Source organism: Streptomyces lomondensis, from assembly GCF_014651035.1.
GTDB classification, from domain to species: Bacteria; Actinomycetota; Actinomycetes; order Streptomycetales; family Streptomycetaceae; genus Streptomyces; species Streptomyces lomondensis.
The window spans coordinates 227,678-239,916 of the sequence record NZ_BMWC01000007.1 but is presented as its reverse complement, the minus strand read 5'-3'; the positions used below and the strand labels follow the sequence as shown (position 1 = coordinate 239,916).

Sequence of the window (12,239 nt, the reverse complement as noted above, 5' to 3'; positions counted from 1 at the left end):
CCCGAAAAGTCCAGACCGCTGGACGCCTCACGTCCTGGAGCCTGGCAGCCGGTATGGCCACAGCCGCCGCGGACCTGGTCCTCGAACCACAGGCCGCCTGGTGGACCGCGCTGTGGCCCATCCCCTGGTACCTCACCGGCCTGTCCATCCCACTCTGGGCGGTCCTGCGCGCCAGCGAGAAGGCCGCCCAGCAATCCGGCAAAGACGACGATTTCCCCCGACAGTGGGACAAAGCCGCCCGATGCACCAGCTCTCCGCCTGCGGCCACGAGAGCGTCGAGATCACGATGTCATGCATCGCACGCGGTACAGAACATCGCGAGGTGCACCGGTGGACGGTGCCCCGGGCCCCCTATCGGCTCATCGACTTGGTGCAGAGAAGGTCCAGTTCGCCTGCGCCTCTGTGCGCCAGCGCCAGCTTCTGATGAGCCACGGACCAGTCCTCCGGTTCGCCGAGCTTCTCGAACTCGTGCGTGGCAGCCGTCATGATCTCCGCGGCGTACACATGGTTCCCTTCCTTGCTCAGCGCCGTGCCCACCCACAGACGGGCCCGTGCCCGGTCGCGCGGTCCGAGGCGTTCGTCGTTCGCGAGTTGCTCGTAGCATCGGGCCGAGGCTTCGAGTCGACCGGACATCTCCTGCACGACCGCGAGGGACAGGTCGATCTGTGCGACACGGCGGGGGACGTCGAGTTCGCGGAACAGGTCGCGCGCGGTCACGTAGGAGCAGCGGGCGGACAGCGGGCCGAGGATCGAACCCTGGTCACGGTGCACATCCCCGAGGAGCGTGAGGGAACGGCCGTAGAGATGGCGTCCCTTGTCGTCGAGTCGATGGGGATCGTGGCGCCCCAGCCAGCGATTGAGCAGGGTCGACGCGAACGGGAAGTCCTGCCGACTGATGCAGACCACGGCGCGCTCGACGTCCTCGGTCCAGGTCTCGTGGTCAGCGGGCCGTGCGACGGTCTGACGCTCAGGAGGAAGCATTACCTCGAAGCGGTTCTGAGCAGCGGCGTCGGCTCGGGCAAGCGCGGTGTCGAGGATGGCCTGCGTATCCGGGCGTGGCCGCGTCCTGACACCCAGGCTTTCCCACTTGGCGATTCTCCGTGACGACCGGGGGCGAGAAGCGCAACGGAAGTACAACAGCAGGTCATTTCGAGGCCGATCGCGTCGGCAGACGCTGGGGCCATGGAACGACGAACTCGTCAGCGAGCCCGGCCCCGGCCCCGTCGCCATCCGCCTGACTGCGAAGACGCGCCGGACTTGCTTCGCCGTCTGCTCCGTCGGTGGAACCCGGCCCTCCCCAGCCCCTACCGCTCGGAATCCCTCATCGACGGCGCCTCACCCGTCGCTGTTCGCCCGTACGTCGTCACCACAGACCCACACCTGCCCGCCAGCGTGGAGACCGCCTGATGGACACCACCCCACGCCGCACACTCCGCCTCCTCCCCTGGGCCAGCCCAGAAGCCAAGCCGTGCTTTCTGATCACTGACGACGGCGGCGGAGGCGTATCCCGTCTCGCCGACATCACCGAAGCCACCCAGCTCGACATGGGCGCTCAACTCCTCGCCCACGCCGACGACCTGCTCCCCGACGCCACCGAGGCGCAACTCCGCTTCCTTGCCGAGCGTCTCACCGAGGTCCTGCGGGACATCCTGCGCGTCGCGGAGAGCCGGGGGCGGAGGGCCGGCCCGGGGCTGTCCTTCCCGCGGCTTCCGCCGCCGTAGTCGCCTACAACGCCGACGCCCCCCGCCCGATGACTCGGACAGGGGGCGTTGAAGACAACCCTCGAAGAACCGCCTACTTCACCGGCTCCGGCTCCGGTGCGTTCTCCGAGTCCGCCGTGCCCGCCGGCGGCTCGCCGTCGTCGTCACCGTCGTCGTCCTCGCCCTCCGCCGGCACCGGCGTCTTCACCGAGTCCAGCAGGAGCTGGGCGACGTCCACGACCTGGATGGACTCCTTGGCCTTGCCGTCGTTCTTCTTGCCGTTGACGGAGTCCGTGAGCATGACCAGGCAGAAGGGGCAGGCCGTCGACACGATGTCGGGGTTCACCGACAGCGCCTCGTCCACGCGCTCGTTGTTGATGCGCTTGCCGATGCGCTCTTCCATCCACATCCGCGCGCCACCCGCGCCGCAGCAGAAGCCCCGCTCCTTGTGGCGGTGCATCTCCTCGTTGCGGATGCCGGGGACGGCGGCGATGATCTCGCGCGGCGGCGTGTAGATCTTGTTGTGGCGGCCCAGGTAGCACGGGTCGTGGTAGGTGATGATGCCCTCGACCGGGGTGACCGGGATGAGCTTGCCCTCGTCGACGAGGTGCTGGAGCAGCTGCGTGTGGTGGATGACCTCGTAGTCGCCGCCGAGCTGCGGGTACTCGTTGCCGAGCGTGTTGAGGCAGTGCGGGCAGGTCGCGACGATCTTCTTCGCGGACTTCGGCTTCGCCGACTCGGGCGTCACCTTGCCCTCGTCGTCCATCTCCTCGCCGAACGCCATGTTCAGCGCCATGACGTTCTCCATGCCGAGCTCCTGGAACAGGGGCTCGTTGCCGAGACGCCGCGCCGAGTCACCCGTGCACTTCTCGTCGCCGCCCATGATGGCGAACTTGACGCCCGCGATGTGGAGCAGCTCCGCGAAGGCCTTCGTCGTCTTCTTCGCGCGGTCCTCCAGCGCGCCCGCGCAGCCGACCCAGTAGAGGTACTCGACCTCGGACAGGTCCTCGATGTCCTTGCCGACGACCGGGACCTCGAAGTCGACCTCCTTGAGCCACTCCAGGCGCTGCTTCTTCGCCAGGCCCCAGGGGTTGCCCTTCTTCTCCAGGTTCTTGAGCATCGTGCCCGCCTCGGACGGGAACGCCGACTCGATCATCACCTGGTAGCGGCGCATGTCGACGATGTGGTCGACGTGCTCGATGTCCACGGGGCACTGCTCGACGCAGGCACCGCAGGTGGTGCAGGACCACAGGACGTCCGGGTCGATGACGCCGTTGTCCTCCAGCGTGCCGACCAGCGGGCGCTCCGCCTCGGCCAGGGCCGACGCCGGGACGCCCGCCAGCTGCTCTTCGGACGCCTTCTCCTCGCCCTCCATCGTCTTGCCGCCGCCGGCCAGGAGGTACGGCGCCTTGGCGTGCGCGTGGTCGCGCAGCGACATGATCAGCAGCTTCGGGGAGAGCGGCTTGCCCGTGTTCCAGGCCGGGCACTGCGACTGGCAGCGGCCGCACTCGGTGCACGTGGAGAAGTCCAGCAGGCCCTTCCAGGAGAACTGCTCGACCTGGGAGACACCGAAGACGTCGTCGTCGCCCGGGTCGGTGAAGTCGATCGGCTTGCCGCCGGACGTCATGGGCTGGAGCGCGCCCAGAGCCGTCTCGCCCGTCGCCTCGCGCTTGAACCAGATGTTCGGGAACGCCAGGAAGCGGTGCCAGGCCACACCCATGTTGGTGTTCAGGCTGACCGTGATCATCCAGATCATGGTCGTGCCCAGCTTGATCATCGCGAAGAAGTAGACGAGGTTCTGCAGCGCCGCCACGCTCAGGCCCTTGAAGGCCAGGACCAGCGGGTACGAGGCGAAGTACGCGGCCTCGTAGTGGTCCACGTGGTGCAGCGCGCCCTCCAGGCCCCGCAGCACGTAGATGGCCAGGCCGATCGTGAGGATGACGTACTCGACGAAGTACGCCTGGCCCATCTTCGAGCCGGCGAAGCGGGACTTGCGGCCCGGGCGCGACGGCAGGTTCAGCAGGCGGATCACCATCAGCGTGGCGATGCCGAGGGTCGTCATGGCCGCGATGAACTCGATGTAGAGCTCGTAGGGGAGGAAGCCGCCGAGCACCGGCAGCGTCCAGTCGGCCTGGAACAGCTGGCCGTACGCGGTGATGATCGTCGGCGGCAGCGTCAGGAAGCCGATCGCCACGAACCAGTGGGCGATGCCGACGATGCCCCACCGGTTCATGCGCGTGTGGCCGAGGAACTCCTTCACCAGGGTCACGCTGCGCTGGTAGGGGTTGTCGGTCCGGGTACCGGCGGGCACGGGCTGGCCCAGCTTGAAGTACCGGACGAACTGGCCGATCGCGCGTGCGAGCAGCGCGACGCCGACCACGGTCAGTACCAGCGACACGATGATCGCGGCGAGTTGCATGGGGGCTCCTCGGGCCTGCGAGGGGTTTCGTCGGGGTGACCTGCCGTTATGGAGGGTTCCCCGAAATTACTAAGCGGTAACTTATGCAGTCCGTCTGAGACTACCCCTATCTTCCGCCGCACTGTAGCCGGGTGGGCAGTGATCTGAATCGCTGAGGGTTGCCTCAGAAGTCGTACGGAATCCGGCCGCGATCCTGTCGTGTTATTCGTACCGAATTGTCATAGTGACGCCTAACTTATATCCGTGCTCTACGGGATCACCGCCGCCGCCACCGCCCTCCTGTTCACCGCCCTGCTCGCGGCCGTCCTCCGGACCCCCGCCCGGCGGCTGCGTCTGGTCGAGCGGCGGCGGCAACGCGAGGTGCCGCTGTCCGGGGGTGTGGCCGTGGTGGTCGTCACCGGGTCGGTCGTAGGCGTCAAGGAATGGGGCTCGGCCGGGAGCGGGATCGGCGGGCTGCTCGTCGCCGGTGGCGTGGTCGCCCTGCTCGGGCTCGTCGACGACGTGTGGCGGCTGCGGCCGCGGGTGCTGGTCGCCGGTACGGGCGTCGCCGCCGCGTGTGTCGTGCCGTACGGGGAGACGGGGGTGGGGACCGGGCTGCTGGCCGTCGTGTGGGTCGTGGGCGTGACCTTCGCGTTCCGGGGGCTGGACCACGCCGACGGGCTCGCGGGGACCGTCGGGGTGGTCACCGCCTTCGGGGTGGCGGCCTGCGCGGCGATCGACGTGCTGGACGGGGTCGCCGTACTGATGAGCGTGCTGGCGGCGGCGCTGACCGGGTTCCTGCTGCACAACTGGCATCCCGCGCGCGTGGCGCTGGGGAGCTGCGGGTCCATGCCGGCGGGGTTCGTGATCGCCCTCGGCCTCGTGCACGTCCGGGCCGGGTTCGGGCTCGGGGAGAGCGCGGGGGTGCTCTTCGCGCTGACGGCCCTGGTGAGCGCCGACGCCGTACTCGTCCTGCTGGCACGGCGGTTGGGCGGGCGGTCCGTGGTCCGCAGCGGGCCCGACCACCTCGCCCACCGGCTGCGGCGGCTCGGGCTGACCGTGCCGGGGGCCACCCTGCTGCTCGGCTCCGGGGCGTTCTCCGGCGTGCTCGTCGGGGTACTCGCGCACGCCGGCTGGGTCGGGGCCGACGCCCTGTGGTGGGTGGCGGGCGTGGCTCTCGTGGTCGCCTTCGCCCTCTCCCGTGTACCTGTGTACGCCGCTCGACGCACAGTATCGCCGCAGGTCAGCGCGCCGTTGCGTGTAAGGAACGGATAAGAGTTGAGCCAGCTCGACTCAGCTCTGTTGACCGGTAGGGAGCCGTCGTGCACACTTGAGTCCGTTCCACTCAAGTCAGCTGGAGGAATCAACCATGGCACGTGCGGTCGGCATCGACCTGGGCACGACTAACTCCGTCGTCAGCGTTCTGGAGGGCGGCGAGCCCACCGTCATCACCAACGCCGAGGGCGCCAGGACCACGCCGTCCGTCGTCGCCTTCGCGAAGAACGGTGAGGTGCTCGTCGGCGAGGTCGCCAAGCGCCAGGCGGTCACGAACGTGGACCGGACCATCCGCTCCGTCAAGCGCCACATGGGCACGGACTGGAAGATCGAGCTCGACGGGAAGCCCTTCAACCCGCAGCAGATCAGCGCCTTCGTGCTGCAGAAGCTGAAGCGGGACGCCGAGGCCTACCTGGGCGAGAAGGTGACCGACGCGGTCATCACCGTCCCGGCGTACTTCAACGACTCCGAGCGCCAGGCCACGAAGGAGGCCGGCGAGATCGCCGGTCTGAACGTGCTGCGCATCGTCAACGAGCCCACCGCGGCCGCGCTGGCGTACGGCCTCGACAAGGACGACCAGACCATCCTGGTCTTCGACCTCGGTGGCGGTACGTTCGACGTCTCGCTGCTGGAGATCGGCGACGGCGTCGTCGAGGTGAAGGCCACCAACGGTGACAACCACCTCGGTGGTGACGACTGGGACCAGCGCATCGTCGACTACCTGGTCCAGCAGTTCCAGTCCGGCCACGGCGTGGACCTGGGCAAGGACAAGATGGCCCTGCAGCGTCTGCGCGAGGCCGCCGAGAAGGCGAAGATCGAGCTGTCCTCGTCCACCGAGACCTCGATCAACCTGCCCTACATCACCGCCTCCGCCGAGGGCCCCCTGCACCTCGACGAGAAGCTCACCCGCGCCCAGTTCCAGCAGCTGACCGCGGACCTCCTGGAGCGCTGCAAGACGCCGTTCCACAACGTCATCAAGGACGCCGGCATCTCCATCAGCGAGATCGACCACGTCGTCCTGGTCGGCGGCTCGACCCGCATGCCCGCCGTCGCCGAGCTCGTCAAGGAGCTGACCGGCGGCAAGGACGCCAACAAGGGCGTCAACCCGGACGAGGTCGTCGCCATCGGCGCCGCCCTGCAGGCCGGTGTCCTCAAGGGCGAGGTCAAGGACGTCCTGCTCCTCGACGTCACCCCGCTGTCCCTCGGCATCGAGACCAAGGGCGGCATCATGACCAAGCTCATCGAGCGGAACACGACGATCCCGACCAAGCGGTCCGAGATCTTCACCACCGCCGAGGACAACCAGCCGTCCGTGCAGATCCAGGTCTACCAGGGCGAGCGCGAGATCGCGGCGTACAACAAGAAGCTCGGGATGTTCGAGCTGACCGGTCTGCCGCCGGCGCCCCGCGGCGTCCCGCAGATCGAGGTCTCCTTCGACATCGACGCCAACGGCATCATGCACGTGACCGCCAAGGACCTGGGCACGGGCAAGGAGCAGAAGATGACCGTCACCGGCGGCTCCTCGCTGCCGAAGGACGAGGTCGACCGCATGCGCGAGGAGGCCGAGCGCTACGCGGAGGAGGACCACAAGCGCCGCGAGGCCGCCGAGTCCCGCAACCAGGGCGAGCAGCTCGTCTACCAGACCGAGAAGTTCCTCAAGGACAACGAGGACAAGGTCCCGGGTGAGATCAAGACCGAGGTCGAGGAGGCCGTCGCCGAGCTGAAGGAGAAGCTCAAGGGCGAGGACACGGCCGAGATCCGCACCGCTACGGAGAAGGTCGCGGCCGTCTCGCAGAAGCTCGGCCAGGCCATGTACGCCGACGCCCAGGCCGGGCAGGCCGCCGGCGGGCCCGAGGGTGCCACCGCCGGTGGTGCCAAGGCCGCCGACGACGACGTGGTCGACGCCGAGATCGTGGACGACGAGCGGAAGGACGGTGCCGCGTGACGGAGGAGACCCCGGGCTTCGACGAGCAGCAGCCGCAGCAGCCCGACGTCCCTTCCGGCGCCACCTCCGACGACGCCGAGCCGAAGGCCGCCTCCCCCTCCGCGGAGGAGGGGGCGGCCCCGGCCGGGGACACGGGCCAGGACGTGGCTCTGGTGGCCCAGCTGGACCAGGCCCGCAGCGCGCTCAGCGAGCGCACGGCGGACCTCCAGCGCCTCCAGGCCGAGTTCCAGAACTACCGCCGCCGGGTCGAGCGCGACCGGATCGCGGTCAAGGAGATCGCCATCGCGAACCTCCTGACCGAGCTCCTGCCCGTGCTCGACGACATCGGCCGCGCGCGGGAGCACGGCGAACTGGTCGGCGGCTTCAAGTCCGTCGCCGAGTCGCTGGAGAGCACCGCGGCGAAGATGGGCCTGCAGCAGTTCGGCAAGGAGGGCGAGCCCTTCGACCCGACGATCCACGAAGCCCTGATGCACTCTTACGCGCCGGACGTCACCGAGACGACGTGCGTGGCGATTCTGCAGCCCGGGTACCGGATCGGCGAGCGCACCATCCGCCCCGCGCGGGTGGCGGTGGCCGAACCCCAGCCGGGGGCGCAGACGGTCAAGGCGGAGGAGTCCGCCGACGCCGACGACAAGGAGAGCGGTGGCCCGGACGAGGGCTGACGTCATAACGGACGAAGGGAAGGAGGGGCGTCGAGGATGAGCACCAAGGACTTCATCGAGAAGGACTACTACAAGGTCCTCGGCGTCCCCAAGGACGCCACCGAGGCCGAGATCAAGAAGGCGTACCGGAAGCTCGCCCGCGAGTACCACCCGGACGCCAACAAGGGCAACGCCAGGGCGGAGGAGCGCTTCAAGGAGATCTCCGAGGCCAACGACATCCTCGGTGACCCCAAGAAGCGCAAGGAGTACGACGAGGCACGCGCGCTCTTCGGCAACGGCGGCTTCCGCCCGGGGCCCGGCGCGGGCGGCGGCTCCTTCAACTTCGACCTGGGCGACCTCTTCGGAGGCGGCGCCCAGGGCCAGGGCGGGGCCGGCGGCTTCGGCGGCGGTCTCGGTGACGTCTTCGGGGGCCTGTTCAACCGCGGCGGCGCGGGCCCGGGCACGCGTACGCAGCCCCGGCGCGGCCAGGACATCGAGTCCGAGGTCACGCTCAGCTTCACGGAGGCCATCGAGGGCGCGACGGTCCCGCTGCGGATGTCGTCGCAGTCGCCCTGCAAGGCCTGTTCGGGCACCGGCGACAAGAACGGCACGCCGCGCGTGTGCCCGACCTGCGTCGGCACCGGGCAGGTCGCCCGGGGCAGCGGCGGCGGCTTCTCCCTCACCGACCCCTGCCCGGACTGCAAGGGCCGCGGCCTGATCGCGGAGACCCCCTGCGACATCTGCAAGGGCAGCGGCCGGGCCAAGTCCTCGCGGACCATGCAGGTGCGCATCCCCGCGGGCGTCAGCGACGGCCAGCGGATCCGGCTGCGCGGCAAGGGGGCACCGGGCGAGCGCGGCGGCCCCGCGGGCGACCTGTACGTGATGGTGCACGTCGACGCCCACCCGGTGTTCGGCCGCAAGGACGACAACCTCACCGTCACCGTCCCGGTGACGTTCGCCGAGGCGGCCCTCGGCGGCGAGGTCCGGGTGCCGACGCTGGGCGGCCCGCCCGTCACGCTGAAACTGCCGCCCGGCACGCCGAACGGCCGTACGATGCGCGCCCGGGGCAAGGGCGCGGTCCGCAAGGACGGCACCCGGGGCGACCTCCTGGTCACCGTCGAGGTGAGTGTCCCGAAGGACCTGACGGGGAAGGCTCGTGACGCACTCGAGGCGTATCGCGAGGCGACCGCGGGTGAGGATCCGCGGGCGGATCTGTTCCAGGCCGCGAAGGGAGCATGAGTCAGATGGACGGTCGTCGACGCAACCCGTATGAACTGACCGAGGAGACCCCGGTCTACGTCATCTCGGTGGCGGCCCAGCTCTCCGGCCTGCACCCGCAGACCCTGCGCCAGTACGACCGCCTGGGCCTGGTCTCCCCCGACCGCACCGCCGGCCGGGGCCGCCGCTACTCGGCCCGCGACATCGAACTGCTCCGCCAGGTGCAGCAGTTGTCGCAGGACGAGGGCATCAACCTGGCCGGCATCAAGCGCATCATCGAACTGGAGAACCAGGTCGCCGCGCTCCAGGCCCGGGTGGCCGAGCTGGAGGACGCGCTCGACGGCGCGGCGGCGGCCATGCGCCAGCGCGAGGCGGCGGTGCACGCGTCGTACCGCCGCGATCTGGTGCCGTACCAGGAGGTGCAGCAGACCAGCGCGCTGGTGGTGTGGCGGCCGAAGCGGCAGCAGCAGGCGGACTGACCTGTACGCGTGTGACAGGGGCCGGGAGGCGACTCCCGGCCCCTTTCGCAGCACTTGGGCCGTTTCGCTCGGTCTCCCGTGGATGGGCGGGCCGTGCAAGGCAGTTGGAGATGATTCCGCAGAGTCTTCACAACTACTGCGGAGCGTGGTGTTGTCATCTCGTTAAGTGGTTCCGCTTGACGCTGGGGGCCGCGTCCGCGTTGGCTTTTCAGTCACATGGGCCACAAAGTGCGCCCACGTCCGAATCACACGCGAAACGAGCACCGCATGCGTCGTCCCATCTCCATATCCGTGGCCGCGGCCACGATGTCCGTCACGCTCGCCGGCTGCGGCGTGCTCAACGCGACGGGGAGCAGTGACGACGCGAGCCCGACCAAGGGCAACGACATCACGGTGGGCCTGCTGCTGCCGGAGAAGGCGAACACGCGCTACGAGAACTTCGACTACCCCATCATCAAGCGGAAGGTCGAGTCCCTCACCAACGACCAGGGCCGCGTCGAGTACGCCAACGCCGAGGCGAGCGCCGACCAGCAGGCGCGCCAGATGCAGCAGATGATCGACGACCGGGTCGACGTGATCCTGCTGGACGCGGTCGACTCGCAGGCCATCGCGGGCAGCGTGAAGAAGGCCAAGAACGCCGGGATCCCGGTCATCGCCTACGACCGGCTGGCCGAGGGCCCGATCGACGCGTACATCTCCTTCGACAACGAACTGGTCGGCGAGGTCCAGGGCCGCTCCCTACTGGAGGCCATCGGCGAGAAGGCGAGCCTCTCCGACAAGATCGTCATGATGAACGGCTCGTCGACGGACCCGAACGCCAAGCAGTTCAAGGCCGGGGCGCTGTCCGAGCTGAACGGCAAGGTGACGATCGCCGAGTCCTTCGACACGAAGGACTGGAAGCCGGAGAACGCGCAGGCCAACATGGCCCAGGCGATCGAGAAGATCGGCGCGGACGACATCGCGGCGGTGTACTCCGCCAACGACGGCATGGCGGGCGGCATCGTCGAGGCGCTGGAGGACGCGGGCGTGACCGACCTGCCGCCGATCACCGGCCAGGACGCGGAACTCGCGGCCGTGCAGCGGATCATCACCGGCGAGCAGTACATGAGCGTCTACAAGTCGTACCCGCAGGAGGCGGAGAACGCCGCGGAGATGGCGGTCGCGAAGGTCCAGGGCCGGGACATCCAGTTCGCCGCCCTGACCCGCGACCGGGTCGACAGCCCCACCCACAAGGGCATCCCCGCGCAGCTCGTGCCGGTGGTCGCCCTGACGCGGGACAACATCAAGGACACGGTCGTCGCCGACGACATCTACAAGCTGTCGGACATCTGCACCGCGAAGTTCAAGGCGGCCTGCCGGTCCATCGGCCTCACGTAGCCGGTTCGGGCGCCCGCGGTGTGCCGGCCCTGCCCGGGCGTCCGGCCAGGGTGATCACCCGGAGCAGCCACTCGGCGGGCCCGTGCCGGAAGCGCCGGGTCCACGCCGTGCTTAGGGCCAGCTGGAGCGCGTACACCGCACCCGCGAGCACCAGCACGCCGGCCGCTCCCACGCGCCCGTAGAGGGACAGGCCGTACGCCGTGGCCACGACCATCATGATCAGGGACTGCCCGAGGTAGTTCGTGAGCGCCAGGCGGCCCGCCGGCGCGAACAGCCGCTGGATCCGGTCTCCCCAGGGCGAGTCCAGCAGGAGCAGCAGGACGCAGGCGTAGGCGGCCGACAGGGCGGGCGCCGTCAGCATGCCCACGCCGATGCCCAGGAGCTGCCACCGCTCGTCCAGCGGCCCCTGCGCGGCGGAGGCGAAGAAGACGGCCCCCGGGACGCCGACGGCCAGCCCGACGGCGGTGACGCGGACCAGCCGGGAGCGGTCGGTCCCGCCCGGGGCGAGCAGGCGCCGTCGCCCCGCGGCCAGGCCGAGGAAGAACGCGGCGAGCACGCCCGGGGCCATGAGGAGAACGCCGAGGAGCGCGAGGGGCAGCCGGTCCAGGTTCTCCCGTACGACCGTGCCGGCGCTGCCGCGGTAGGCGGCCACGGCCTGCGCGATCGCCTGGCGAGGGACGGGATCCTCCTCGTCCACCGCCGTCGCAAGCGCTCCCAGCCCGGTGAGGACGACACCGAACACCCCGTAGATCCAGGCGGCGGCCTTCACGGCGGTGGCCGGCCTGATCCGCCGCGCGCACAGCAGGACCAGCCCCAGCAGGCCGTAGGTCATCAGGATGTCGCCGGTGTACAGCAGGACGGCGTGCACCAGGCCGAGCAGCACCAGGGCCAGGGACCGGCGCAGGAAGCGCGCGGTGACGTTCCCCCCGTCCCGTTCGGCGGAGGCCGCCTGGAGGGTGAAGCTGTAGCCGAACAGGAACGAGAACAACAGGTAGAACTTGCTGGACGCCAGCGCCGTCACCAGCCAGGTGGCGACGTGGTCCACGGGGGCCGCCCCGGGATCCCGGACCCCTTCCGCCTCGTAAGGGCTCATGATCTGCGCGCTGTTGACCACCAGGATGCCCAGCAGGGCGAAACCCCGCAGCGCGTCGACGGCCGGCAGCCGCCGAAGGCCCGCCGGTCCCCCCGGGTCGTTCACGTTTCCCC

The 12,239-nt window shown here is 69.6% G+C and carries 9 protein-coding genes and 1 pseudogene; 7 read left to right on the top strand and 3 right to left on the bottom strand.

Features of this window, described 5'->3' with window-relative positions:
- Positions 1 to 384: 384 nt before the first annotated feature.
- A pseudogene (locus IE255_RS24160) lies at positions 385 to 1,143 on the bottom strand (hypothetical protein); the annotation flags it as partial.
- Between the two features lie 263 nt (positions 1,144 to 1,406).
- Between IE255_RS24160 and IE255_RS24155 the strand changes: the two are divergent.
- Positions 1,407 to 1,721, top strand: coding sequence for a hypothetical protein (locus IE255_RS24155; protein ID WP_190052465.1), 315 nt, complete (start codon positions 1,407 to 1,409; stop codon positions 1,719 to 1,721).
- Positions 1,722 to 1,794: 73 nt separating this feature from the next.
- Here the strand turns inward: IE255_RS24155 and IE255_RS24150 are convergent, their stop codons facing one another.
- The gene (locus tag IE255_RS24150) at positions 1,795 to 4,119 is read right to left on the bottom strand and encodes a (Fe-S)-binding protein (protein ID WP_190052464.1); all 2,325 of its coding nucleotides are present in this window, start codon (positions 4,117 to 4,119) and stop codon (positions 1,795 to 1,797) included.
- A 243-nt stretch (positions 4,120 to 4,362) separates the two neighbouring features.
- Between IE255_RS24150 and IE255_RS24145 the strand changes: the two genes are divergently transcribed.
- The 6 genes from IE255_RS24145 to IE255_RS24120 all read left to right on the top strand — a co-directional run bounded on the left by IE255_RS24145 (position 4,363) and on the right by IE255_RS24120 (position 11,033).
- Positions 4,363 to 5,373, top strand: coding sequence for an MraY family glycosyltransferase (locus tag IE255_RS24145; RefSeq protein ID WP_190052463.1), 1,011 nt, complete (start codon positions 4,363 to 4,365; stop codon positions 5,371 to 5,373).
- A 94-nt stretch (positions 5,374 to 5,467) separates the two neighbouring features.
- Positions 5,468 to 7,318: a molecular chaperone DnaK gene (dnaK, locus tag IE255_RS24140; RefSeq protein WP_190052462.1), complete on the top strand. Its 1,851-nt coding sequence runs from the start codon at positions 5,468 to 5,470 to the stop codon at positions 7,316 to 7,318.
- Positions 7,315 to 7,980 (top strand): nucleotide exchange factor GrpE, encoded by a 666-nt coding sequence (gene grpE / locus IE255_RS24135; RefSeq protein WP_190052461.1) that lies wholly within the window; start codon positions 7,315 to 7,317, stop codon positions 7,978 to 7,980. Before dnaK ends, grpE begins: the two co-directional genes overlap by 4 nt.
- Before the next feature lie 36 nt (positions 7,981 to 8,016).
- The gene (gene dnaJ, locus IE255_RS24130) at positions 8,017 to 9,198 is read left to right on the top strand and encodes a molecular chaperone DnaJ (RefSeq protein WP_190052460.1); all 1,182 of its coding nucleotides are present in this window, start codon (positions 8,017 to 8,019) and stop codon (positions 9,196 to 9,198) included.
- Between the two features lie 5 nt (positions 9,199 to 9,203).
- Positions 9,204 to 9,656: a heat shock protein transcriptional repressor HspR gene (locus IE255_RS24125; RefSeq protein WP_031116078.1), complete on the top strand. Its 453-nt coding sequence runs from the start codon at positions 9,204 to 9,206 to the stop codon at positions 9,654 to 9,656.
- Between the two features lie 267 nt (positions 9,657 to 9,923).
- Complete coding sequence (locus IE255_RS24120) at positions 9,924 to 11,033, top strand: substrate-binding domain-containing protein (RefSeq protein ID WP_190052459.1); 1,110 nt, start codon at positions 9,924 to 9,926, stop codon at positions 11,031 to 11,033.
- Here the strand turns inward: IE255_RS24120 and IE255_RS24115 are convergent.
- Positions 11,026 to 12,231, bottom strand: a complete 1,206-nt coding sequence (locus IE255_RS24115; protein WP_229906540.1) for a DUF418 domain-containing protein — start codon at positions 12,229 to 12,231, stop codon at positions 11,026 to 11,028. The two genes, IE255_RS24120 and IE255_RS24115, sit on opposite strands and share 8 nt — an antisense overlap.
- Positions 12,232 to 12,239 lie beyond the last annotated feature (8 nt).

Coding starts and splice junctions, on each gene's coding strand:
- IE255_RS24155 (WP_190052465.1), top strand. CDS start 1,407: ATGGACACCACCCCACGCCGCACACTCCGCCTCCTCCCCTGGGCCAGC.
- IE255_RS24150 (WP_190052464.1), bottom strand. CDS start 4,119: ATGCAACTCGCCGCGATCATCGTGTCGCTGGTACTGACCGTGGTCGGC.
- dnaK (WP_190052462.1), top strand. CDS start 5,468: ATGGCACGTGCGGTCGGCATCGACCTGGGCACGACTAACTCCGTCGTC.
- dnaJ (WP_190052460.1), top strand. CDS start 8,017: ATGAGCACCAAGGACTTCATCGAGAAGGACTACTACAAGGTCCTCGGC.
- IE255_RS24125 (WP_031116078.1), top strand. CDS start 9,204: ATGGACGGTCGTCGACGCAACCCGTATGAACTGACCGAGGAGACCCCG.
- IE255_RS24120 (WP_190052459.1), top strand. CDS start 9,924: ATGCGTCGTCCCATCTCCATATCCGTGGCCGCGGCCACGATGTCCGTC.